The following is a 24,855-nucleotide window of genomic DNA, read 5'->3' as shown; positions in this document are numbered from 1 at the left end:
TGGGGATTAAATGAAATTTGCATACGAAGATCTAAGCGATGGTCAGTTCGAGACCTTGATCGTTCTTCTGTGCCAGCGGTTGCTTGGAGCCGCCGTACAGGGATTTGCAAAGGGCCCTGATGGTGGGCGCGATGCCAAGTTTATGGGAACAGCTGAACTGCACCCAAGTAAGAACGCGCCATGGGTAGGTACAACCATAGTTCAGGCAAAGCACACCAATGGGTATAACCGAAATTTCTCCGAATCTGACTTCTTCAGTGTTACGTCTGCGAACACCGTGCTGGGTAAAGAAATTCCTCGTATAAAAAAACTTCGTGATGCCAAGCAGTTAGATCATTACATGCTATTCGCTAATCGTCGCCTATCTGGTAATGCTGAAACGGAGATACGTGATTACCTCTCGTCTCAATGTAACATTTCCAGTTCATCACTTTATCTTTGTGGGCTAGAACAACTGGAGATCTGGCTTAAGCGTTTCCCTGATGTAGCGAGGGAAGCAGACCTTGATCCAGTTGATTCGCCGCTGATTGTTAGTCCCGATGACTTGTCTGATGTTGTACAGGCTCTGGCTCAAAATAAAGAGAGCTTGGTCGAAATGCTTGATGATCCGCCGACTGCGCGAGTGACATACGAGCAAAAAAATACACTCAACAATATGAGTGTTGAGTATGCCAGGGCACAGCGGAAGAGATACTTGAAGGAAACGGCTCAAATTCGGGCTTTCTTGGCTGCTCCGGAAAACCTCGAATTATTACGTATGTACGAGTCGGTAGTCGATGAGTTCCAACTCAAGATCATTGCAAAGCGTAAGGACTATCAAACTTTTGATGAGGTAATGGAATATCTGGTTGACATGTTGTTCAGCCGTGATCCTATCTTGCGGCAGCACGCTCACAAGCGCTTGACGCGTGCTGTACTGTTTTACATGTACTGGAATTGTGATATTGGGGAGGTAGACGATGCTACGGCCAACGAAGCACTCTCATCCTGATCGAACAGTCATCAATGTCTCACTGTTACTATTGGCTCGCTTGAAAACTCGGCGTATTGATGATTATGACGCTCTACGTAAATTTGCGAAAAAAAGCGTTATCGGTGGAGAGGTGCTGTTCTTACCTGCTCTTAATTTTCTTTATCTCATGGGATTGATTGAGTATCGCCCCAAAACCGATGCTCTAGAATATGTGGGGCCAAATGAAGTTATCTAGACTCTATTCTAACAAGCCTGACTTGTTCGATCCCGTGGAGTTTGTCCAAGGCATGAATGTCGTTATGGCTGAAATCCGCTTGCCGGAGAACAGAAGTAAGGACACGCATAATCTCGGCAAGACTACGCTAGGGCGCTTGCTCGACTTTGGTTTCTTAGCCAAACGTGACCCTAAGTTCTTTCTTTTCAAGCACTCCGATTTGTTCAAAGAATTTATATTCTTCCTTGAGATTGAGTTGGAAGATGCATCGTTCGTAACGATTCGGCGTAGTGTTAAAGAAGCCACTAAAATTAGTTTTAAGCGTCATCAAGCAGGCCATCAAGACTTGTCGGGGTTAGCACTGACTGAGTGGGATCATGTGAACATGCCTTTCGAGCGTGCACGTGAGTTGTTGGATGGGGTATTGGATTGGCGAGCAATCAAACCTTGGGCATATCGCAAAGGCTTAGGATATCTACTACGCTCGCAGGACGATTTCCGAGATGTATTCCATCTACGCAAATTTGCGGCAGCACATTCAGATTGGAAGCCTTTCTTGGCTCACGTCCTTGGTTTTGACGCTCAACTCATCGTTGAACATTATGAAAAAGAAGAGCAACTCTCCAAGAAACAAGCCATTGCACAGACTATCAAAAATGAATTGGGTGGCTCTATTGAGGATATCAGCAAGATCGAGGGCATTCTGTTACTTAAGCAGAAAGAGGCTGAGAAAAAGCAGACATTGCTTGATGCCTTTGATTTCCGTACTCAGGATAAGGATAGTACTAAGCAGTTGGTCGATGACATCGACGTAAAAATTGCGTCTTTAAATGCTGAACGTTACTCATACAATCAGACCAAAAAGAAAATAATATCCTCGTTGGAAGAAGATCAGATTCTCTTTAATCCCGATGAGGCGCAGCGTCTATTTGAGGAGGCTGGAGTCCTGTTTAAAGGACAGATTAAAAAGGATTTCCAACAGCTAATCGACTTCAATCGGGCTATTACAGATGAGCGTCGTGGCTATCTGCAGGAAGAGCGGGAAGAAGTCGAAGCTGAGCTAAAACGCATCAATGCAGAATTGAATTTCCTAGGAAAAAAACGCTCGGAGATGCTTTCATTTCTAAGTGAAACTGACATTTTTGGTAAATATAAACAAGTCTCGGACGAGATGGTGATATTGCGTGCTGATATTACGTCGTTAGAGCGTCAGCGAGGCTTCTTACATCGTTTGCAGGAACTTCGAAAAGAAATTAGGGCTTTGACAGAAGAGCGTGGAAATCTACAGGCCCAGATTGAAGCTAATGTCGAGAAGCAAAACTCTGATCAGGACAGCTTATTTTCTGCAATAAGAGTGTTCTTTAACGAAATAGTTGAAGAGGTCATTGATCGCAAAGCTCTGCTGAGCGTATCGCCCAATCAACTAGGACATCTAGAGTTTAAGGCAGAAATACTTGACGAGTCAGGTAATGCTACTAGTGCCGATCTTGGGCATACATACCGCAAACTGCTTTGTATTGCCTTCGATTTGGCTGTATTGCGTGCTCACTTGGACGAAAAATATCCTCGTTTTGTTTATCATGATGGTGTGTTTGAGTCTTTGGATGATCGTAAGAAAGAAAACCTTTTGGCTATCATTCGTCGTTATGCGGAGTTGGGGCTACAGCCAATCATTACTCTTATAGATTCGGACTTGCCTGTGCGTGCTGGTGATCAGCCAGTATTCTCGTCTGATGAGATTGTGATTACGTTACACGATGAGGGAGAGAAAGGTCGAATCTTCAAAATGAGGGCTTGGTAATTAAGGACGAATAAATTTTTGGCAGAATCAAAGCCTGAGACTTGGGTTATAGTTTCGCCCTATACGCCAAAAATTTACCAAACATACTAGCAACAGAAGTTGCGCAGTAAAAAATATATTGATGCCATTGGTAGGCTGGGGGTTTTTAATGGTCTTTGATCCAAAACGCGCGTTACAACTTCTTCAAATCGGCTCCGGACGCGGGGATGCAAGTTTTCGTGATGGCCAAGAAGATGCCATACGTCATATTGTCGAAGGCAAGGGTCGTTTGCTGGTCGTGCAAAAGACTGGTTGGGGTAAGAGCTTTGTCTACTTTATCGCGACTAAAATATTGCGAGAAAATGGAAATGGCCCTGCGTTATTGATTTCTCCGCTGTTGGCTCTCATGCGAAACCAGATAGCTGCTGCACAGCGGATGGGTGTTCGTGCCGCGACAATAAACTCTGATAATATGGATGAATGGGCTGTAATTGAAGGTGAATTGGCCAAGGGTAAAATCGATATACTACTGATCTCACCTGAGCGTTTGGCGAATGAGCGCTTCAGAACACAGGTTCTGTCCAGTATCGCAGCACAAATTTCGATGCTGGTCATTGATGAAGCACATTGCATTTCAGACTGGGGCCACGACTTTCGGCCACACTATCGCCTGCTTGAGAGAATCGTCAAAACTCTCCCGCCAAACCTGCGGTTGCTCGCCACCACTGCTACGGCGAACAACCGAGTGATGGAAGATCTTGCTTCTGTCCTAGGTCCGAATCTCCATGTTTCACGTGGAGACTTAAACAGGACCTCCCTCTCCCTGCAAACTATCCGCTTACCAAGTCAGGCCGAGCGTCTAGCTTGGCTGGCAGAACAGCTAGGTACGCTAAAAGGTAATGGCATCATTTATACGTTGACTGTACGTGATGCTAATCAAGTGGCGCAATGGTTGAAAGCTCAAGGCTACAATGTTGAAGCCTATACAGGTGAAACCGGTGCTCAGCGCGAGCAGTTGGAAGAGGCGTTGCTCAACAATGAAGTCAAAGCTCTGGTTGCAACAACTGCATTAGGTATGGGTTATGACAAACCAGATTTGGCGTTTGTTATTCACTTCCAGATGCCGGGCTCGGTTGTCGCCTACTATCAGCAAGTGGGGCGTGCAGGGCGAGCAATGGAGTCCGCTTATGGTATCCTCCTAAGTGGTCAGGAAGAGTCAGATATCACTGACTGGTTTATCCGTAGCGCCTTCCCGACACGGCATGAGGTTAGAGACGTATTGGAAGCGCTTGAAGACGAGCCCGAGGGGTTATCAGTTCCCGAGTTGTTGAACCGTATCAATCTCAGTAAAGGGCGTGTAGATAAGACGATTGCACTTCTTTCTCTTGAGTCACCGGCCCCCATTGCAAAACATGGCAGTAAATGGCAGCTCACCGTTGCAACGCTGAGCGAATCGTTCTGGGAGCGGGCTGAACGCCTCACAGCGCTCCGTCAGGAAGAGCATCAACAGATGCAGCATTACGCGAGCCTACAGTACGGTGATCATATGGGATTCCTAATTGGAGCTCTAGATGGCGATCCATCTAGTGTTACAGCACCTACCTTACCCCCACTGCCCTCAACCGTTAATGAAGCACTGGTCAAAGCAGCCATAGAATTTCTTTGTCGCACTAGCTTGCCTATTGAACCCCGCAAGAAGTGGCCTGATGGCGGAATGCCTAAGTATGACGTTAGAGGAGTCATCGCTCCTGCATATCGAGCTAATTCGGGTAAAGCACTTTGTGTATGGGGGGATGCTGGTTGGGGACGTATTGTAAGAGAAAATCGCTATAAAGATGGATATTTTTCTGAACAATTGGTTCAGGCATGTGCTGAGATGTTTCATCAATGGGGGCCCACACCAGCCCCTGAATGGGTCACAGCTATCCCATCTTTGAAGCATCCAGATATTGTTCCGAATTTTGCTAAAAGACTTGCCGCTGCCGTAGGGCTACCTTTTCATCAAGTGCTTGTAAAAACTGAAGATAGGCCAGAGCAAAAGACTATGGCGAACTCATCTCAGCAGGCACGTAACCTTGATGGCTCTCTTGCATTAGCCAATGAGCCTATTCCTAGTGGACCAGTGTTACTTGTTGATGACATTGTTAATTCTCGATGGACGCTAACAGTGGCAGCATGGCTCCTCAGAAAGGCTGGGAGCGGTGAGGTTTGGCCAATAGCTCTTTCACAAACTGGGCACGAGGACTGATGCAAAAGATTTCACCTAATACTCAAGCGATTCTGCTACTGACGGCACCACTGATTGCAGGACGTGGGATGCCGTCAGCTGAGCTTTTAACTCCGGGAGAATACAAGCGTCTTGCTCGTCATTTGCGTGAGATTCACCGTCAACCAGCAGACCTTTTAACCCCAGACGCTGATGAGATTTTACGCGCTTGTCAAACAGTGATTGATCAGAGTCGTATGCAACGTCTATTGGCTCGTGGTTTTCTATTAAGTCAGGTGCTGGAACGCTGGCAAGCGAGAGCTATTTGGGTTGTAAGTCGTGCAGATCCTGGATATCCACGCCGCCTTAAAGCTCGGATGCGTGAAGACGCTCCAGCAATACTTTATGGCTGTGGCGATATTAGGCTACTTGACGCAGGTGGGCTAGCAGTTGTTGGATCGCGCAATGTGAGTGAGCCATTAATTGACTATACCATGTCCATTGGACGGTTAGCCGCCTGTGCTGGACGGGCCATTGTGTCTGGGGGGGCAAGAGGCATTGATCAAGCTGCCATGCGTGGTGCATTGGAGTCAGGCGGAAAGAGTATTGGTGTGCTTGCTGAACACCTTGAAAAGGCCGTAATGAATCGTGAAGAAAGAAATCGTTTACGTGACGGTAACCTCACACTAGTTTCTGCCTACGATCCAAACGCTGGTTTCAACATTGGGCATGCTATGCAGCGCAATAAGTTGATTTATGCATTGGCGGATACATCGTTGGTGGTGAATTCCGACCTTAATAAAGGGGGGACATGGGCTGGTGCCATTGAACAATTGGAGACACTAAGGTTCGTCCCTGTTTTTATTCGATCGACGGGCGAAGCTTCCGAAGGTTTAACCGGATTACAAAAAAAAGGCGCACTTCCTTGGCCCAACCCGCAAAGCGTTGAATCCTTCAAAGACGTATTCAGTATAGCGATGCCAATGCCTGCAGCCTCTCCACAGTTAGATCTTTCTCTGTCGTCGAAAGAGGGCACGTTGTTGGCTGACGTCAAAACAGCAGAGCAAGTCTCATGCAGAACGGATTCGCAGACCGAGATTGAGCTGTCAGAACCTGCTGACATTCTTCTTGAAGAACAGCCAACAGCTGAGGCATCGGAAGAATTATCCCCATTAACAAAAGAGTCTTTAGCATCCACAAAGGACATTAAAAAATTTGAGCATGCTGAAGCAACGCCGGCCGAGGTGCTCTTCACAGCTGTACGCGCAGCGATCCAGCAACTTTTGAGCACTCCGATGAATGACGCCGAAGTAGCGGTTGCGTTGAATGTGTCGAACTTACAGGCAAAGGCATGGTTACAACGTCTGATTGATGAGGGCGTTTTGGAGAAGCAGAGTAGACCCTTGCGTTACGTTGTTAAGAAAAAAGGATAATTAGTTAAAATCGAGTGGTGCAATCCCCTTGAGCCATTTTGAGTATGGTATTGTTCATGGTCTTTGCAATTGTTTTATATTTATGTTTTTGATTTATATTGATATTTTTGTTGCGTTTATAATCGAGTGGGAATAATCCCCCTCTGAGTTAACACCAAAACCCTCTGCCTGCGCAGGGGGTTTTTTATTTCCTTACTTCCCTTCACCCAACCTATACGCCAGCGCCACCACCAGCGACTGCACCAGGCACAGCGTTGCCGATTGAGATCGAAACGCATCCACCTGCGCCTCTTTCACCACAAAGCAGAGATCGCTAAACGTCGCCAGCGGGCTAATCTGGCTGTCCGTAATCACAATCTGCCGCGCGCCGACGCTGGCGGCGGTTTCGCTGACCATCACCGTCTCTTCCGCGTATGGGGAGAAGCTGATCGACACGACAATGTCGCGCGCCTTAATGCGGCTGATCTGCTCACGCAGCATGCCGCCCATGCCGTCGAGCAGAATTGGGCGGCACTCCAGGTGGCTTAAAGCATAGGTGAGATAAGCAGCGACGCTAAAGGAGCGGCGCAGTCCGGCGATGTAGATGGTGTCCGCGTCGGCCAGAAGCTGTACGGCGCGCTCCAGCATCTCCGGTTCGGCGCGGGCGGCCAGCTGCTGCAGCGCCTGCGCGTTCGAGCGGGCGAACTCCTGCAGGATATCGAGCGGCGTTTCCGGCACGGCTTCGCTCTCCATTTCGCGGAACAGCCGCGCGCGATCGCTGTAGCTGGCGGTCTCCTCCACCAGGTTCATACGAAACAGCTGTTTCATCTCGTTGAAGCCGGTAAAGTCAAAGGCATTGGCAAAACGGATCAGCGTCGAGGGCGGCACATCGGCACGCTCGGCAATGACCGCAACCGTATCAAACGCCACACTGTTCGTATTATCCAGTACATAGCGGGAGACCTGCTGCAGCCTCTTGCTCAGGCTATCGTAGCGATCGCGGATTTGCTGCTGCAGTTCGTTCAGGCTGGTTGCTGTCGTCATGTTATCCCCCAAATACAGTCTTATGATTCTAAACGCAAAACCGCGTCTTTTAAATGTTGGCCATCCATCTGGCAGCAAAAATGAAACAGAAACTTCACTCATTTCATCGCCTGAAAATCCTTAATAGCGCACGCTGCGTCAGTGTTGTTAGCTGTTAACATAAAAATCCATCCTTGATCACAATAATCATCATTTATTTTATTTCAACTTAAAATGGAATATTTGTTTCATATATAGTGTTCAGTACACAGTGTTCAGGTAACAGTCACGTATCAACAGCGAGAGGTTAAGGATGGAGACGGTAGCGAATTTTATTCACGGCGAATGTGTCACCGGTTCAGGCCAGCGCGTTCAGGCGATCTTCAACCCGGCCACCGGCGAGCAGATCCGTCAGGTGGTGATGAGTACGGCACAGGAAACGGAGCAGGCGATTGCCGCCGCGCAGCAGGCGTTTCCGGCGTGGGCGCGTCATTCTCCGCTTAAGCGCGCGCGTGTGATGTTCCGCTTCAAAGCGCTGCTGGAAGAGAATATGGAACGTCTGGCCCGTCTTATCAGCGAAGAGCACGGCAAGGTCTTCTCCGACGCGGTAGGTGAACTGACCCGTGGCCTGGAAGTGGTGGAGTTCGCCTGTGGCATTCCGCATCTGCAAAAGGGTGAACACTCTGCCAACGTGGGCACCGGTGTGGACAGCCACTCGCTGATGCAGCCGCTCGGCGTCTGCGCCGGGATCACGCCGTTTAACTTCCCGGCGATGGTGCCGATGTGGATGTTCCCGATTGCGCTGGCGACCGGCAATACCTTCGTGCTGAAACCATCAGAAAAAGATCCCTCTCTGGCGCTCGCGCTGGCAAAACTGCTGAAAGAGGCCGGCCTGCCGGACGGCGTGTTTAACGTGGTGCAGGGGGATAAAGAATCCGTTGATGTGCTATTGACCGACCCGCGCGTGCAGGCCGTGAGCTTTGTTGGCTCTACGCCGATTGCGGAATATATCTACCAGACCGCGTCCGCCCACGGCAAACGCTGTCAGGCGCTGGGTGGGGCGAAAAACCACTGCATTTTAATGCCGGATGCCGACATGGAGATGGCAACCAACGCCATTATGGGCGCGGCCTACGGCGCGGCGGGGGAACGCTGTATGGCGCTTTCTGTGGTACTGGCGGTGGGCGATAAAACCGCCGATGACCTCTGCGCCCGTCTGGAAAAACAGATTGCCGCGCTGCGCGTTGGGCCAGGGCTGGACCAGACGCCAGAAAACGAAATGGGGCCGCTTATCTCCTCTGCGCACCGCAGCAAGGTGCTGGGCTACATCGACAGCGGGGAAGCGCAGGGGGCGAATCTGCGCGTGGACGGCCGCGGCTTTAGCGTGCAGGGTCACGAGAAGGGCTACTTTGTCGGGCCGACGCTGTTCGATAACGTCACCCCGGAGATGACGATCTATAAGGAAGAAATTTTCGGCCCGGTGCTTTCTGTGGTGCGCGTAGCAGATTACGCCAGCGCGGTGGATCTGATTAACCGCCATGAATATGGTAATGGTTCAGCCATTTTCACCCGCGACGGCGGCTGCGCGCGCCGCTTCTGCGAAGAGGTGCAGGCGGGCATGGTGGGGGTTAACGTGCCGATCCCGGTGCCTATGGCGTTCCACAGTTTCGGCGGCTGGAAGCGCTCGATTTTTGGCGCACTCAACGTGCACGGTAACGATGGCGTGCGTTTCTACACCCGAATGAAAACCGTCACCGCACGCTGGCCGGAAATGCAGCAGGAGACAGGCGCTGCGTTCTCCATGCCGACGCTGGGCTGACAGGAGGTTTTATGCAAACCGAACGTATGACCATGGCCCAGGCGCTGGTCCGGTTCCTTAATCAACAGTACGTCAGCATTGATGGCATTGAAACGCCCTTCGTGGAGGGCGTGGCGACCATTTTTGGTCATGGCAACGTGCTGGGCATCGGCCAGGCGCTGGAACAGGATCCGGGCCATCTGCAGGTAATGCAGGGCTGTAATGAGCAGGGCATCGCCCACATGGCGACGGGATTCGCCAAACAGCATCGCCGTCAGCGCATTTTCGCCGTGACCTCCTCCGTCGGGCCGGGAGCCGCCAATATGATCACCGCGGCGGCGACCGCCACGGCGAACCGTATTCCGCTGCTGCTGCTGCCGGGGGATATCTACGCCAGCCGCCAGCCGGACCCGGTGTTGCAGCAGATAGAGCAGTATCACGATCTGAGCATCAGCACCAACGACTGCTTCCGCCCGGTCTCCCGCTACTGGGACCGCATCAATCGCCCGGAGCAGTTAATGAGCGCCATGTTAAATGCGATGCGAACGCTCACTGACCCCGCAGATACCGGTGCGGTAACCCTTTGCCTGCCGCAGGACGTGCAGGGCGAAGCCTGGGATTACCCGCTGAGCTTCTTCGCGCGTCGCGTGCATCACATCGAGCGTCGACCGCCAGATCCGCAGCGTCTGGCGCAGGCAAAGGCGTTGATTGCGCGCAAACGCCGTCCGCTGGTGGTGTGCGGCGGCGGCGTACGCTACTCCGGCGCGCATGAGGTGCTGCGCGAATTTGTCGAAACGCTGCATCTGCCGTTTGCCGAAACCCAGGCCGGAAAAGGGGCGCTGGTAAGTGACCACCCACTTAATATGGGTGGGGTGGGCGTGACGGGCGGAATGGCCGCCAACCAGCTTGCGCCGCAGGCCGATTTAGTGATTGGCGTGGGGACACGTCTTACCGATTTTACCACCGGCTCCAAGGCGCTCTTTTCCCACCCGGACGTCGAGTTTCTGCTGCTGAACGTGGCCGAGTTTGACGCCCTGAAGCTTGACGCCACCGCGCTGATTGCCGATGCCCGGACCGGACTGCAGGCCTTAACCCACTCGCTCAGGGAGTATCGCAGCGGCTGGGGAGAGGAGATTGCGCAGGCTAAAGCCGCCTGGCACGATGAGTGCCGCCGTCTCTGGGAGCGCCAGTGGCGCCCGGACGAGGCACCGGAAGTGGCGGGCCATCTTGATGCCCAACTGACGGAATATGGCGAGACGCTCAACACCCGCCTGACCCAGACGCGGGTACTGGGGCTGATTAATCATCATGTTGAAGATAACGCCATCGTGGTGGGCGCAGCCGGTTCGCTGCCGGGAGATTTACAGCGCCTCTGGCAGGTCAAAACGCCTGATACCTATCATCTGGAGTACGGTTACTCCTGCATGGGTTACGAGATTGCGGCGGCGCTTGGCGCGAAGCTTGCCCGACCCGGGCAACCGGTTTACGCCATGGTGGGGGATGGCTCTTACATGATGCTGCACTCCGAGCTGCAAACCGCGGTGCAGGAGGGCATTAAAATCACCGTTCTGCTGTTTGATAACGCCAGCTTTGGCTGCATTAATAACCTGCAGATGGGACATGGAATGGGAAGCTTTGGCACGGAAAATCGCCACCGTAACCCGCAGACCGGGCAGCTTGACGGGCCGCTGGTGAAGGTCGATTTCGCGCAAAACGCGGAAAGCTACGGCTGTCGCGCGTGGCGGGTACATGATGAGCAAAGCCTGCTGGCGGCGCTGGAGGCGTCCCGCGCCCATCCAGGCCCGACGCTGCTGGACATCAAAGTGCTGCCGAAGACCATGACCCACGATTACGCCTCCTGGTGGCGAACCGGCGATGCGCAGGTAGCAGCGTCTCCTGCCGTGCGCGAAGCCGCGGCGCAGACGCAGGCGCAGGTGAAAAAAGCACGTCAGTATTAAGATTTCCCGCCGTAACGAAATTTTCATTTCATTTTTCTTTTTCCCCTCACCCTAACCCTCTCCCACTGGGAGAGGGGATAGTTCGGTGCGGTTTTCCCTCCCTCTCCCTGTGGGAGAGGGCCGGGGTGAGGGGAAGATGTCCTCCCTCCCATGTTGTGAGATTGATAACAAAATTTATCTCATTCATCTCAAAAGTGTTAACTCACACTCAAAAACATAATTTTCACTATTTATAAAAATGAAATAAATGTTTTATTTAAAGGGTCGTTAGTTCACAGCATTCACCAACACCGGGAGCCGTTATGTTTAACATTGCTTTACTGGGCGCTGGCCGAATTGGCCAGGTACATGCAGCTAACATCGCCAGCCACAGCGCGACCACACTCTGGTCCGTGGTTGACCCGAATCAGGAATTTGCCACCCGTCTCGCCACGCAGTATCAGGCCCGCCAGCAGAGCCTGATTGAGGCGATGACCGACCCTGACGTTCATGCCGTGCTGATCGCCTCGGCGACCGATACCCATGCGGACCTGATTGAAATGGCCGCCCGTCATGGCAAAGCCATCTTCTGTGAAAAACCGGTACACCTCGACCTCGCCCGCGTGCGTGACTGCCTGAAAGTGGTCAAAGAGTACGGCGTGCCGCTGTTCATCGGCTTTAATCGTCGCTTTGACCCGCAGTTCCGCCGCGTGAAAACCGACGCGCAGGCCGGGCGTATCGGCAAACCGGAATCGCTGCTGATCATCTCCCGCGATCCGTCTCCACCACCGGCGGAGTATGTCCGCGTCTCTGGCGGCATGTTCCGCGATATGACCATTCACGACTTTGATATGGCGCGCTTCATCATGGGTGAAGAGCCGGTGTCAGTGTATGCCCAGGGCAGTAACCTGGTGGATCCGGCGATTGGCGAGGCGGGGGACATCGACACCGCATTTATCGTTCTGAAATATGCCTCCGGCGCAATGGCGACCATCGTCAACAGCCGCCGCTCCTCTTACGGCTACGACCAGCGCCTGGAGCTGCACGGCTCTGAAGGGCTGCTCTGCGCGGGCAATATTCTTGAAAATCAGGTGCAGCACTATGGCAAACAGGGCTGCACCAGCGCGCTGCCGGAACACTTCTTCCTGCAGCGCTACAAATCCGCTTACGCCGCGGAATGGGAACACTTTGTTGCGGTATTGCGCGGCGAAGCGGTGCCTGACTGCAGCGGCGATGATGGTGAACGTGCGCTGTACCTCGCGGATAAAGCGCTGGAGTCGCTGCGTAGCCAGCGCGAGATCGTCCTCTAAACACAACCACCCTACACAGAGAGACATAATAATGAAAAAGCTGATCTTAGCCGCCCTCATCGCCATGACGTCCGGGGCTGCCCTCGCCGAAAACGAGCAAATTGTTTTCAGTACGCCAAATCTGGCCATGCCGTTTGAAGTTCACATGCAGCGCACGGCGGTGAAAGCCGCAAAAGAGATGGACGTCAAGTTGCAGGTGCTGGACGGGCAGGGCAGTTCACCAAAACAGGTGGCTGACCTGGAAAACGCCATCACCCGCGGGGCGCAGGGGTTCATCGTCTCCCCGAACGACGTGAACGCGGTCTCCAGCGCGGTGGATGAAATTCAGGATGCGAAGCTGCCGGTGGTCACCCTTGACCGCTCCGTCGACAGTCAGAAGAAAGTGCCGCACTTTGGCGCCAACAACTACAAAGGCGGCCAGGCGATTGGCGACTTCGTGAAAAGCAAATTCCCCGACGGGGCAGAGATCATTCTGCTCACCGGTCAGCCGGGTTCCTCTTCCAACATCGAACGCACCAAAGGGATCCGCGACAGCCTGAAAGCGGGGGGCGATAAATACAAGATCGTCGCCGATCAGACCGGCAACTGGATGCGTTCTGAAGGGATGCGCATTGTAGAAAGCGTTCTGCCGTCACTGCCGAAACGCCCGCAGGTGATCCTCTCCGCCAACGATGATATGGCGCTGGGGGCGATTGAAGCTCTGCAGAGCCAGGGCGTGAAGCCCGGTGAAATCCTGGTGACCGGCTTTGATGCGGTTCCTGAAGCGCTGGCTCGCGTGCGTGACGGCTGGCTGGCGGTGACTGCGGATCAGCGCCCGGGCTTTGCGGTGCAAACGGCAATGAGCCAGCTGGTGGCCAACGTGCGTGAGAAGAAAGCCATCACTGGCGCGGACTACCCGCCAACGCTTATCACCAAAGAGAACCTGCAGCAGGCTGAGCGTATCGGTGAGGCCGGTAACTAATATGTCCCGAGCCGCCTTTGGCGGCTCATCATGAGGAGGAGCAGACTGATGTCGCAACCCTTACTGAAAGTGACCGAGCTGGCGAAAAGCTTTTCCGGCGTCTGGGCGCTGAGCAATGCCCAGTTGACCGTCGGGCCAGGAGAAATCCACGCACTGCTGGGGGAAAACGGGGCGGGAAAATCCACGCTGCTGAAGGCGCTTGCGGGCGCGCAGCCGCAAACGCGCGGGGAGATCTGGTTCAACGGCGAAACGCTGCCGGTAGATGACTCCCCGGTGGAACGACAGAACAAGGGCATTATCACCATCTATCAGGAATTTAACCTGCTGCCCAATATGACCGTCGCGGAAAACATGTTCCTTGGGCGCGAGCCGCGCAAGCGGAACCTGATCGTCGATGAAAAAGCGGTAAACCAGGAGGCGCAGGTCATTCTCGATTACCTGCAGCTGAACGTCGCGCCGACCACACCCGTTGCTCGCCTGAGCGTGGCCCAGCAGCAGATGGTCGAGATCGCGAGAGCGCTGACCCTCAACGCCAGGCTGATCATCATGGATGAACCTTCCGCCGCGCTGAGCGACAGCGAAGTAGAAAGCCTGCACCGTGTGGTGCGGGAGCTTAAAAACCGCGGGGTGAGCATTATCTATGTGACGCACCGCCTGCATGAAGTTTTTCAGCTCTGCGACCGTTTCACCGTTTTCCAGGATGGTCGTTTCACCGGCACCGGCGCGGTGGCAGAAACGAACGTAGAGCAGCTGATCCGCCTGATGGTCGGGCGCGACGTGGCGTTTAACCGCCGTCCCGCCAGCGAAACCCACCATGAGGATAAACCCATCCGCCTGGCCGTGAAGGGGCTGAGCCGCGAAAAGCCGCCGCTGGATCCGCACGGTATTGCCCTGCATGACATCAGCTTCCATGTCCACGCGGGTGAGGTGCTGGGCATCGCCGGACTGGTGGGGGCAGGACGCACCGAAGTGGCCCGCTGCCTGTTTGGCGCAGACGCGTTTACCTCTGGCAGCTTTGAGCTTGACGGCGTGCCGTACCAGCCGCGCGACCCGCTGTATGCCCTCGATCAGGGCGTGGCGCTGGTGCCGGAAGATCGCAAAAAAGAGGGGGCGGTGCTGGGGCTGTCGATTCGCGACAACCTGTCGCTCTCCTGCCTTTCGTCACTGCTGCACTGGCGCTGGTTCGTCAATACCCGCAAAGAGGACGATCTGATTGAGTCCTACCGCCAGGCGCTGCAGATCAAGATGGTCAACAGTGCGCAGGAGGTGCGCAAGCTCTCCGGCGGTAACCAGCAAAAAGTGATCCTCGCGCGCTGCATGGCGCTCAACCCGCGGGTGCTGATTGTCGATGAGCCAACGCGTGGCATCGACGTGGGGACCAAATCAGAAGTGCACCAGGTGCTGTTTGACATGGCGAAAAAGGGCGTGGCGGTGATTGTGATCTCCTCCGATCTGCCTGAAGTGATGGCGGTGTCCGACCGGATCATCACCCTGAGCGAAGGCCGGGTCACCGGCGAGATCCACGGCGATGATGCCAACGAAGAGCGGCTGATGACGATGATGGCCATCAACCACAACGCCCTGAACGCGGCATAACGGAGTTTCTCATGACGCAGATGATTTCTAAAACGCAGGCCCCGGTCAAACGCGCCGGACGCATCGATCCCATCGCCTTCTTCGAGCGCTTTGGGGTGCTGATTTTCATGATCCTGCTGCTGATCTTCTTCCAGTCGCAGAACAGCAATTTTTTCTCGGAACGCAACATTTTCAACATCCTGACCGAAGTCTCCATCTACGGGATCATGGCCGTGGGGATGACCTTCGTCATCCTGACCGCCGGGATCGACCTCTCCGTCGGCTCCATTCTGGCGGTGTGCGCCATGACCGCGGCGTACGTGATTAAAGGCGACAACTTTACCACCGTCGACCCGAACGCCTGGGGCGGCATGAGCTGGCTGATTGGGCTGGGGATTTGTCTGGCGATGGGCACGGCGATTGGTTTTCTGCATGGCCTGGGCGTCACCCGCCTGCGCCTGCCGCCGTTCATCGTCACCCTCGGGGGGATGACCATCTGGCGCGGCCTGACCCTGGTGATTAACGACGGCGCGCCAATCGCCGGTTTCGATCAGGGCTACCGCTGGTGGGGACGGGGCGAGCTGCTCGGTATCTCCATTCCGATCTGGATCTTCGCCATCGTCGCCGTTGGCGGTTATCTGGCGCTGCACAAAACCCGCTGGGGACGCTTCGTTTACGCCATCGGCGGCAACCCGGAGGCGGCGCGTCTGGCGGGTGTGAACGTGAAGCGCGTGCTGGTCAGCGTCTATGTGCTGATTGGCTGTCTGGCGGGGCTGGCGGGCTTTATTCTCAGCGCGCGTCTGGGGAGCGCCGAGGCGGTGGCCGGGATCTCCTTTGAGTTGCGCGTCATTGCCTCGGTGGTGATTGGCGGCACCTCGCTGATGGGCGGCTACGGACGCATCGGCGGCACCATTATCGGCTCCATCATTATGGGCATTCTGATTAACGGCCTGGTGCTGATGAACGTCTCGGCTTACTACCAGCAGATTATCACCGGGTTAATTATCGTTCTGGCGGTGGCGTTCGACACCTACGCCAAGAGCCGTCGCGGCGCACTGTGAGGATCACGATGAAAGAGGTTCGTATTGGATTAATTGGCACCGGGTATATCGGCAAGGCGCATGCCATCGCCTATGCCCAGGCCCCGACGGTGTTCAACCTGCTCGGCAAGCTGGTGCGTGAGATGGTGGCCGAGGTAAACCCGACGCTGGCGGCAGAGCGCGCGCAGGCGTTTGGCTTTAACCGTTCAACGGGAGACTGGCGGGCGCTGGTGGCCGACCCGGCCATTGATGTGGTGGATATTTGCTCGCCCAACCATCTGCATAAAGAGATGGCGCTGGAAGCGATCCGTCACGGCAAGCATGTTTACTCGGAAAAACCGCTGGCGCTGAACGCCCACGACGCGCGTGAGATGGTCGAGGCCGCGAAGCGGGCAGGGGTGAAAACCCTGGTGGGCTTCAACTACATGAAAAACCCGACGGCGCAGCTGGCGAAAGAGATTATCGCCCGCGGCGAAATAGGCGAGGTGATCCACTTCTACGGCACCCACAACGAAGACTATATGGCCGACCCGCTTTCGCCCATTCACTGGCACTGCTTCAAAGAGACTGCCGGGCTGGGGGCGCTGGGCGATCTGGCGGCGCATATCGTCAATATGGCGCAGTACCTGGTGGGGGAGATTGAGCAGGTTTGCGGCGACCTGAAGATTGTGGTCCCGGAACGTCCGGCGAAGGCCGGGTCGTCGGAGATGATTGCCGTCGAAAACGAGGATCAGGCCCACGCGATGGTACGTTTCGCGGGCGGGGCGCAGGGTGTGATTGAAACCTCCCGCGTCGCCTGCGGCCGCAAGATGGGGTTGTCATATGTGATCACCGGAACGAAAGGCGCCATCAGCTTCACTCAGGAGCGCATGGCCGAGCTGAAGCTCTATCTGCATGACGATCCGGTCAACCGTCAGGGATTCCGCACGCTGCTGGTTGGCCCGGCACACCCGGACTACGGCGCGTTCTGTATGGGCGCAGGCCACGGTATTGGCTTTAACGATCAAAAAACGGTGGAAGTGCGTGACCTGGTGGATGGCATTGCCGCCGACGCACCGATGTGGCCGGACTTTGAAGAGGGCTGGAAAGTCTCGCGCGTGCTGGACGCCATCGCACTCTCACACCAGCAAGGCCGCTGGCTGAACGTGAATGACATTGTCTGAAGAGGTATCAACGTGGAAAAGCAGTTTGATGTGATATGCATGGGCCGCGTGGCGGTAGACCTCTACAGTCAGCAGATTGGTGCGCGGCTGGAGGATGTGTCGAGCTTTGCCAAATATCTCGGTGGCTCGTCTGGCAACGTGGCGTACGGCACGGCGCGGCAGGGGTTGCGTTCGTCGATGCTGGCGCGCGTGGGCGACGAGCATATGGGCCGATTCCTGCGCGAAGAGCTAAATCAGGTGGGCTGTGATACCAGCCATCTGATCACCGATAAAACACGCCTCACGGCGCTGGTGCTACTCGGCATTAAAGACCGGGACACCTTTCCTCTGATTTTTTATCGCGATAACTGCGCGGATATGGCCATTACGGCCAGCGATGTGGACGAAAACTACATCGCCTCCGCACGGTGTCTTGCCATCACCGGGACTCACCTTTCTCATCCGCAGACCCGCGAGGCGGTGCTGACGGCGCTGGGCTATGCCCGTCGTCACGGCGTGCGCACGGTGCTGGACATTGATTACCGCCCGGTGCTGTGGGGGCTGACCTCCTTAGGCGACGGCGAAACGCGCTTTATCGCGGCCGATCAGGTCACCCGTGAACTTCAGGAAGTGCTCCACCTCTTCGACGTTATTGTCGGCACCGAGGAGGAGTTCCACATTGCGGGCGGCAGCACGGACACCCTGCTGGCGCTGGCGCAAGTGCGTGCCGTGAGTAAGGCCACGCTGGTCTGCAAACGCGGCGCGCTTGGCTGTTCGGTCTATACCGGTGCCATTCCGGCCCGTCTGGATGACGGCCTGACGGTGACCGGCGTGCGCGTGGAGGTGCTGAACGTCCTCGGCGCGGGCGATGCCTTTATGTCTGGCCTGCTGCGCGGCTACCTGAACGATGAGGGCTGGGAGCAGGCGTGCCGCTATGCCAACGCCTGCGGCGCGCTGGTGGTCTCGCGCCACGGCTGCGCCCCGGCGATGCCGAGCAAAATTGAGCTGGATGACTATCTCTCGCGCGCCGCGCTCGTTCCACGCCCGGATCTCGACCCGCGTCTGAACCATCTGCACCGGGTCACCACCCGTCGCCGCGAATGGCCGGAATTGTGCGTAATGGCGTTCGATCACCGCAGTCAGCTTGAAGATATGGCACTGCAGTGCGGGGCGTCGCTCAAACGTATTCCGGCGCTCAAGCAGCTGATCCTGCAGGCCAGCCGCGAGGCGGCGAGCCGTGCTGGGCTGGCAGGCAAAGCGGGCCTGCTGTGCGACGGTACGTTTGGTCAGGACGCGCTCAACGCCATTACCGGTGAAGGGTGGTGGATCGGGCGGCCCATTGAGCTGCCGGGGTCCCGTCCGCTGGAGATGGAGCACGGCAACATCGGCACCCAGCTTATCAGCTGGCCGCAGGAGCATGTGGTGAAGTGCCTGGTCTTTTTCCACCCGGAAGATGCCCACGGCCTGCGCCTGGAGCAGGAGCAGAAAATTGCCGAGGTCTACCACGCCTGCTGCCAGTCCGGGCATGAGCTGCTGCTGGAGGTGATATTGCCCGCCAGCATGCCGCGCAGCGATGAACTTTATCTGCGTGCCATCTCCCGCTTCTACAACCTGGGTATTTACCCGGACTGGTGGAAATTGCCGCCGCTGACGTCCGATGGCTGGACGGCACTGAGCGAGATTATCCAGCGTCGGGATCCGCACTGTCGTGGGGTGGTGATCCTCGGGCTGGATGCGCCTGCCGAGCAGCTGCGTGCCGGGTTTAACGCCGCGGCAGGGCACGAACTGGTGAAAGGATTTGCCGTGGGGCGCACGCTGTTTGGCGAAGCTTCCCGCGCATGGCTGAAACACGATATCGACGATGCGCAACTGGTGGCGCGCATCCGGGACAATTACCTGCAGCTTATCGCCTGGTGGCGCGAGCGCGGACACGCATAATGGAGACGACAATGAGTGTGCAATTAGGCATTAACCCCCTGACGTGGACTAACGACGATCTGCCTTCCCTTGGTGCCGAAACGCCGCTGGAGACCTGTCTGAGCGAGGGGAAAGAGGCCGGTTTTGCCGGTTTCGAACTGGGCAACAAATTCCCGCGTGAAGCGCGCCTGCTTGGCCCTATTTTGCAGCGCCACGATCTGCAGCTGGTCTCTGGCTGGTACTCCGGCCGACTGCTGGAGCGCAGCGTGGAAGAGGAGATTGCCGCCGTGCAGTCCCACCTGACGCTGCTGCGTGAGCTGGGGGCAAAGGTGCTGGTATTTGCGGAGGTGAGCGGCTGCATTCACGGCGAGCAGCAGACGCCGGTGCATCTGCGCCCGCGCTTCCCGCAGGCACGCTGGAAAGAGTATGGCGAGAAGCTCACGGAATTTGCCCGCTACACTCAGCAGCAGGGGGTGCAGATTGCCTATCACCACCATATGGGGACGGTGATTGAGTCCGCCGACGACGTGGACAACCTGATGACCCATACCGGCGAAGAGGTCGGGTTGCTGCTGGACACCGGTCACCTGACCTTTGCCGGGGCCGATCCGCTGACGGTGGCGCAGCGCTGGGCGTCGCGCATCAATCACGTTCACTGCAAAGACGTGCGTGCCGACGTGCTGGCGGATGTCAAAAACCGCAAAACCAGCTTCCTCGATGCGGTGCTGAGCGGCGTGTTTACCGTGCCGGGCGACGGTTGCGTGGATTATCCGCCGATCATGCAACTGCTGAAAGCGCAGAATTATCACGGCTGGCTGGTGGTGGAGGCGGAGCAGGATCCGGCGATTGCCCATCCGCTGACCTATGCCCGTCTGGGGTATAACAACCTGAGCCGTCTGGCGCGCGACGCCGGGCTTATCTGAGGAGGTGACATGTCACGTCTGCTATCACGCTGGCAACAGCCGAACGCTGAAGGGCGGACCCTGTCCGTCACGCCGGAACGCGCCGGGTGGGGATATGTTGGCTTTGAGGCCTATGAGTTGCAGGAGGGGCAGCAGTTGACGCTACCCGCCGTCAGCGAAGAGCGCTGTCTGGTGCTGGTGGCCGGGCGCGCCTCCATCAGCACGCCTTCCGCGCAGTTTAACGATATTGGCGAGCGGATGAGCCCGTTCGAGCGCATCAAGCCGTGGGCGGTGTACGTTACCCCGCAGGAGACGGTTCAGGTGAAGGCGCTCACGAAGCTGGAACTGGCGGTTTGTGCCGCTCCGGGTAAAGGTAGCTGGCCGACGCGGCTGATTGCACCGCAGGATATCGACGCTGAAGCGCGCGGCAAAGGCCATAACCAGCGCTATGTGCACAACATTCTGCCGGAAGACAAACCGGCTGACAGCCTGCTGGTGGTGGAGGTCTGGACCAACGAAGGCTGCACCAGCTCGTACCCGAGCCATAAGCACGACACGGATAATCCGCCCCAGGAGACGTATCTGGAGGAGACCTATTACCATCGCCTCAACCCGGAGCAGGGGTTCTGCATGCAGCGGGTCTACACTGACGACAGAACGCTGGATGAATGCATGGCGGTCTACAACCGTGACGTGGTGATGGTGCCGAAGGGCTACCACCCGGTGGCAACCATGGCGGGGTATGACAGCTACTACCTCAACGTGATGGCCGGGCCGGTGCGCAAATGGATGTTCACGTGGGAAGAGGACCACGCGTGGATTAACCGGGATTATCCCGCAGAGAATGGGGGCTGAAGCGGCCTTTCTTGTCGGGTGGCGCTGTGCTGACCCGACCTACGAAACCGTAGGCTCGCGCAAGCACAGCGCCGCTGGCCGAATTGTCTTCAGTGCATCTGCCTCGCCTGCTCAATCGTGCGGGCAATGGCTTCCGGCTGGCTCACCATCGACACGTGGCTTGCCGCGACCTCGGTGGTGTTCGCGTGGATGGCCTTCGCCATCGCGCGTTCAAGCTCAGGATTGATCATCCGGTCGTTCTTGCTTACCACATACCAGCTCGGCTTCGCGTGCCACGCCGCGCGAGTGACTTTTTCGCCAAACGCATCGCCCTTTATTGGCCCCTGTGTGGCGGCGATGATCTGTTGTTCACCCGGTTTCACATCCGGTGCGAAATCCTTACTGACCGACGCAGGCGGCAGGTATAAAAAGCCGTCCGCGGTTTTCGCGATACCCGCGCTCCCCGGTGGCGCCGGGTAGCTATTCGCCAGCTCTGCCGTTGACTGACCGGCGTCCGGCGCGAACGCCGCCACATACACCAGCGATTTCACCCGCGCATCGTTGCCGGCCTCGCTAATCACGGTGCCGCCCCAGGAGTGACCTACCAGTACCACGTCCCCGTGTGCACGAGCGATGGCGCGCCGGGTGGCTGCTACGTCATCTTTTAGTGAGGTCAGCGGCAGCTGGACGGCTATGACTTCGGTGTGGCGTTTCTGCAAAAGGGAAATCACCTTGTTCCAGCTGCTACCGTCGGCAAAGGCGCCATGCACCAGCACCACGCTGGTTTCACTCTGCGCAAAGGCGCTGGCCGACATCGCCAGCAGACCCGCCGTCAGTATCGATAGTGTTTTCATCTTCAGGCTCCTCAGAAATGGTGGACCGGCGCATGCGGCGGCACGGTGAATTCAAGGGTTTTATGGTCGAGAGGCTTATGCGTCGGGTCGGCCAGAATAATGGTCACCTTGTGTTTTCCGGCGGGCAGTCCCACCAGAATCACCGGCTCACCGCTGGTGTCCGCCCAGTGCCAGGGTGCGTCATCCACCACAACGTGAATATGGCCGATGCGCGGAGTGACTTTCAGCGCGTCGGGCCCAAAGACAGGTTCAATGCGCAGGTTTTCAACACGGTACTGAATAAAGACAGCCCCCTTACTCAGCGGGCCTGCCAGCGGCGGATCGACAATCAGCCTGGCGGGTGGCTGGGGCTGCTCAAGCGGGGCAACGGCAGCCGGACCGTTGACGTCGGCGGCGCTGAGATTATCCAGTGGTGCCCCCCAGGAGCTGACCGATGCCACGGCCAGGGCCGGGAGCAATAAATATCGGCGAATCATCTGTGTCTCCTTATCGGTTCATAGTGATAACGAACACAGAAGACCATTTTTATGTATCAGAGATGTTTGCTGCGGGCGGCTTTTTGTACCGGCTTGTCTGCGGGGCGTTCTCGATACAGTGTGATACATTCTGCGTGCCCGAACGGCGTACAATGGCGATCGCCAGCCCGGCAATTACCAGCGTTAACCCGGTAGACACCCACATAGCGCCCGCGATCCCCAGCGTTTTGTTAAGCCATGCGTATGCAAACGGCGACGCTGCTGCCATCAGTTGTGCAGGGATCAGAAGCAAACCAGTGCGCCGGGCATAGCTTTCAGCGCTGAACAGCGCCAGCGGTAGCGTGGCTTTGACGATTGTCACCAGCCCGTTGATGGCGCCATAGCCCAGCACAAATCCGGCAGCACACCAGGCATACAGGGTACTGCTTAGCCCAAGAAGAAAGCAGAGCGGCATCGCGAGGGCGGTAAAGCGTGTAAGGGAGAGTGGGGTTGAGCGGGCTCCCGCCATGACCTCGATTGCGCGCGCCCCCGTCTGGCCGACTCCCCACAGCATGCCGAGGGCGATCGGCAGGCCGACGCTGGCGATAAACTCCGGCAGGTGGGTGGATGTGCCGTTAGAGACAAACGTAATGAGGGCGATAAACGTTGCGTAAAGCCAGCCGTTACGCCGTTCACCGGCCGGGATGGGGGCATTTACGCTGCGGGTAATCGCCAGACGCTGTTGGGGGAGGGTTCGAATGCATACCGCGCTCAGCAGTCCAAAAAGAGCGTAAATTTGCAGCGCATGCTGCCAGCTCATCACCTTCAGCAGCGTGTCTCCCAGCGGCCAAAAAACAGCAGACGCCAGCCCACCAGCCAGCGTAATGCGTGAGATCGTTTTTCGCGCCTGCTGTCCATACAGGTTTACCAGCGCGGCGAATAGCGCATCGTAGAGCGACAGGCGCATCCCGATACCGGTCACCAGCCAGGCGCTGTACCAGCCGAGAAGGGTCTGGGTGTATGCCATCCCCGCGCAGCTTACGGCGATCAGCAGCGTTCCACTCATCACCACGTTTTGCCCGCCAAAGCGTGCCAGCAGACGGGCGACAAAAGGGGAGACGGCGGCCATCACCAGCATCGCCAGCGTCAGGCCGAGATAGAGCTGGGGCGATGTCCATCCCCTGTCGGCGATAATGGCGAGGGCAAAAGTGCCGGGCATATAAAAAGAGATCCCCCAGTTGATAAGTTGATTACATCCGGCGGTGAGAGCGAGGCGGCGGGGAAGTGCAGGTGTTTCCATGAGTTTTCATTCCGTTATTCAGTTGTCCTGAGCATAACGGGCGCGGTATTGTGCTGGCAGTGCCGTATCTTTATGACCCGTATAAGAGAAACTTTGCATGACGACGCTCAATCTGGGACATCTTGCGACCTTCCGTCTGGTGATCCAGCGCGGCAGCTTTTCGGCTGCAGCGGATCTGCTCGGTATTTCCCAGCCCGCCGTTAGTCTGCAAATACGTCAGCTGGAACAGTTTCTGCAAACGCGGCTGGTAGAACGAACCGGGCGTGGTATCAAGGCTACACCTGCCGGACAGGCTCTGCTGCTCCACGAAGAGCGTATTCAGCAGGCGGTAGATGAAGCGGTTCGTTCCGTGAGTGAGTTCAGCCACGACGTGAGCGGCACCGTGACGCTTGGCACTGGCGCAACGGCCTGTATCCATCTTTTACCGCCATTGTTGCAGCAGTTACGCAGCGACTACCCACTCCTGAAAGTGGGGGTAACCACGGGCAACACCCTCGACATTGTCAGGGCGATAGAAGAAAACCGTCTCGATCTGGGGCTGGTGACCCTGCCTGTCAGTGGTAAAAGTCTGGACGTCGTGACGGTGATGGACGAAGAGTTTGTTTTTATTGCCTCGCTTATGCAGCAGGAGCGATTTTCGCGTTTAACCCCTGAGGCGTTGCACCTTCAGCCGCTGATTGCCTTTGAATCCGGCAGTGGCACCCGCGCGCTGATAGATGGCTGGTTTGCGGCATGTGGGTTAGCGATTGCGCCGGTGATGCAGCTTGGCAGCATTGAGGCCATTAAACGGATGGTTCGCGCGGGGTTGGGTTATAGCATTGTACCGCGAATGGCGGTTGAACATGCCGCTGACCGCGAAGGGCTAAGCGTCATGTCGCTTGAACCCGTATTGCAACGGCAGCTGGCTGTTGTGATGCGTCAGGATAAGATCCTCAGCAAAGGGATCGCGGCCATTATTCGGATAATACAAAACCCACCGGTGGATTAGCGATCGGCAGTATCGACGTTCAGGCTGGTTTGCTGCGACTGGAGTTTGTCCTGATGGTGATACCAGGCACCAATGGAGGAATAAACGAAGCGGCCAAAGAAAAACAGGAAGCTGATTAGCAATATGATGCGGGTCATTCGAGTGTTAAATCGATGTCGTTTTCGCATACGTGTGGCCTGACTCACTGTGTTTTTCCTGGACATACCCTTTTGGGCGACGGGGATATTAAGGCAC

Annotated in this window: 21 protein-coding genes; 16 read left to right on the top strand and 5 right to left on the bottom strand. The window is 56.2% G+C overall.

Going from position 1 to position 24,855, the window contains the following annotated elements; translation table 11 throughout:
- The first annotated feature begins 10 nt into the window (after window positions 1-10).
- The 5 genes from ACMWKA_RS04680 (at window position 11) to ACMWKA_RS04660 (ending at window position 6,606) form a co-directional block, all read left to right on the top strand.
- Window positions 11-991, top strand: coding sequence for an ABC-three component system protein (locus ACMWKA_RS04680; RefSeq protein WP_032652988.1), 981 nt, complete (start codon window positions 11-13; stop codon window positions 989-991).
- On the top strand, window positions 960-1,208 hold the full coding sequence (locus tag ACMWKA_RS04675; protein WP_049596846.1) for an ABC-three component system middle component 8: 249 nt from the start codon (window positions 960-962) through the stop codon (window positions 1,206-1,208). The genes ACMWKA_RS04680 and ACMWKA_RS04675 overlap by 32 nt, the downstream gene beginning before the upstream one ends.
- Window positions 1,209-1,272: 64 nt before the next feature.
- Window positions 1,273-2,988, top strand: coding sequence for a DUF2326 domain-containing protein (locus tag ACMWKA_RS04670; RefSeq protein WP_224084844.1), 1,716 nt, complete (start codon window positions 1,273-1,275; stop codon window positions 2,986-2,988).
- Between the two features lie 148 nt (window positions 2,989-3,136).
- Complete coding sequence (locus ACMWKA_RS04665; RefSeq protein WP_032652986.1) at window positions 3,137-5,215, top strand: RecQ family ATP-dependent DNA helicase; 2,079 nt, start codon at window positions 3,137-3,139, stop codon at window positions 5,213-5,215.
- The gene (locus ACMWKA_RS04660) at window positions 5,215-6,606 is read left to right on the top strand and encodes a DNA-processing protein DprA (protein ID WP_414760028.1); all 1,392 of its coding nucleotides are present in this window, start codon (window positions 5,215-5,217) and stop codon (window positions 6,604-6,606) included. The genes ACMWKA_RS04665 and ACMWKA_RS04660 overlap by 1 nt, the downstream gene beginning before the upstream one ends.
- 192 nt (window positions 6,607-6,798) lie before the next feature.
- On the opposite strand, the gene ACMWKA_RS04655 is transcribed toward ACMWKA_RS04660, so the two are convergent.
- A complete protein-coding gene (locus ACMWKA_RS04655) occupies window positions 6,799-7,629 on the bottom strand; it encodes a MurR/RpiR family transcriptional regulator (RefSeq protein ID WP_008502123.1) in 831 nt (276 codons plus the stop codon).
- 292 nt (window positions 7,630-7,921) lie between these two features.
- Here ACMWKA_RS04655 and ACMWKA_RS04650 point away from each other — a divergent pair, with 292 nt between their 5' ends.
- From ACMWKA_RS04650 to iolB, 10 genes are all read left to right on the top strand, one after another.
- Window positions 7,922-9,427: a CoA-acylating methylmalonate-semialdehyde dehydrogenase gene (locus ACMWKA_RS04650; protein ID WP_029882251.1), complete on the top strand. Its 1,506-nt coding sequence runs from the start codon at window positions 7,922-7,924 to the stop codon at window positions 9,425-9,427.
- A gap of 11 nt (window positions 9,428-9,438) precedes the next feature.
- Window positions 9,439-11,364 (top strand): 3D-(3,5/4)-trihydroxycyclohexane-1,2-dione acylhydrolase (decyclizing), encoded by a 1,926-nt coding sequence (gene iolD, locus ACMWKA_RS04645; RefSeq protein ID WP_414760027.1) that lies wholly within the window; start codon window positions 9,439-9,441, stop codon window positions 11,362-11,364.
- Between the two features lie 302 nt (window positions 11,365-11,666).
- On the top strand, window positions 11,667-12,653 hold the full coding sequence (iolG, locus tag ACMWKA_RS04640) for an inositol 2-dehydrogenase (RefSeq protein ID WP_029882253.1): 987 nt from the start codon (window positions 11,667-11,669) through the stop codon (window positions 12,651-12,653).
- A gap of 31 nt (window positions 12,654-12,684) precedes the next feature.
- The gene (locus tag ACMWKA_RS04635) at window positions 12,685-13,614 is read left to right on the top strand and encodes a substrate-binding domain-containing protein (RefSeq protein ID WP_414760026.1); all 930 of its coding nucleotides are present in this window, start codon (window positions 12,685-12,687) and stop codon (window positions 13,612-13,614) included.
- Between the two features lie 48 nt (window positions 13,615-13,662).
- Window positions 13,663-15,210 (top strand): sugar ABC transporter ATP-binding protein, encoded by a 1,548-nt coding sequence (locus ACMWKA_RS04630; RefSeq protein ID WP_029882255.1) that lies wholly within the window; start codon window positions 13,663-13,665, stop codon window positions 15,208-15,210.
- A gap of 11 nt (window positions 15,211-15,221) precedes the next feature.
- Window positions 15,222-16,250, top strand: coding sequence for an ABC transporter permease (locus ACMWKA_RS04625; protein WP_013098254.1), 1,029 nt, complete (start codon window positions 15,222-15,224; stop codon window positions 16,248-16,250).
- Window positions 16,251-16,258: 8 nt separating this feature from the next.
- Window positions 16,259-17,392 (top strand): Gfo/Idh/MocA family protein, encoded by a 1,134-nt coding sequence (locus ACMWKA_RS04620; RefSeq protein ID WP_414760025.1) that lies wholly within the window; start codon window positions 16,259-16,261, stop codon window positions 17,390-17,392.
- Window positions 17,393-17,404: 12 nt separating this feature from the next.
- A complete protein-coding gene (locus ACMWKA_RS04615; protein WP_414760024.1) occupies window positions 17,405-19,309 on the top strand; it encodes a bifunctional 5-dehydro-2-deoxygluconokinase/5-dehydro-2-deoxyphosphogluconate aldolase in 1,905 nt (634 codons plus the stop codon).
- Between the two features lie 11 nt (window positions 19,310-19,320).
- Complete coding sequence (iolE, locus tag ACMWKA_RS04610) at window positions 19,321-20,211, top strand: myo-inosose-2 dehydratase (RefSeq protein WP_044789531.1); 891 nt, start codon at window positions 19,321-19,323, stop codon at window positions 20,209-20,211.
- A 9-nt stretch (window positions 20,212-20,220) separates the two neighbouring features.
- Window positions 20,221-21,045 carry a 5-deoxy-glucuronate isomerase gene (iolB, locus tag ACMWKA_RS04605; protein ID WP_414760023.1) on the top strand — a complete coding sequence of 275 codons (825 nt, stop codon included), beginning with the start codon at window positions 20,221-20,223 and terminating at the stop codon, window positions 21,043-21,045.
- Between the two features lie 89 nt (window positions 21,046-21,134).
- Here the strand turns inward: iolB and ACMWKA_RS04600 are convergent, their stop codons facing one another.
- The 3 genes from ACMWKA_RS04600 to ACMWKA_RS04590 are packed head-to-tail and all read right to left on the bottom strand — an operon-like array spanning window position 21,135 to window position 23,633.
- Complete coding sequence (locus tag ACMWKA_RS04600) at window positions 21,135-21,878, bottom strand: alpha/beta fold hydrolase (RefSeq protein ID WP_013098249.1); 744 nt, start codon at window positions 21,876-21,878, stop codon at window positions 21,135-21,137.
- Between the two features lie 11 nt (window positions 21,879-21,889).
- Window positions 21,890-22,354: a DUF6130 family protein gene (locus ACMWKA_RS04595; protein ID WP_014832874.1), complete on the bottom strand. Its 465-nt coding sequence runs from the start codon at window positions 22,352-22,354 to the stop codon at window positions 21,890-21,892.
- 49 nt (window positions 22,355-22,403) lie between these two features.
- Window positions 22,404-23,633, bottom strand: coding sequence for an MFS transporter (locus tag ACMWKA_RS04590; protein WP_128311637.1), 1,230 nt, complete (start codon window positions 23,631-23,633; stop codon window positions 22,404-22,406).
- 97 nt (window positions 23,634-23,730) lie between these two features.
- On the opposite strand from ACMWKA_RS04590, the gene ACMWKA_RS04585 reads away from it, so the two are divergent.
- Entirely contained in the window at window positions 23,731-24,621 is an 891-nt protein-coding gene (locus tag ACMWKA_RS04585) for a LysR family transcriptional regulator (RefSeq protein WP_095427655.1), read from the top strand.
- Here the strand turns inward: ACMWKA_RS04585 and ACMWKA_RS04580 are convergent.
- Complete coding sequence (locus ACMWKA_RS04580; RefSeq protein WP_028027964.1) at window positions 24,618-24,788, bottom strand: YfgG family protein; 171 nt, start codon at window positions 24,786-24,788, stop codon at window positions 24,618-24,620. The two genes, ACMWKA_RS04585 and ACMWKA_RS04580, sit on opposite strands and share 4 nt — an antisense overlap.
- Window positions 24,789-24,855 lie beyond the last annotated feature (67 nt).

The organism is Enterobacter sp. 03-F-07-AD-ECC (genome assembly GCF_047530935.1).
GTDB classification, from domain to species: Bacteria; Pseudomonadota; Gammaproteobacteria; order Enterobacterales; family Enterobacteriaceae; genus Enterobacter; species Enterobacter cloacae.
Note: the sequence above shows the minus strand (reverse complement) of the source record. Positions and strands in the feature narration are given on the sequence as shown.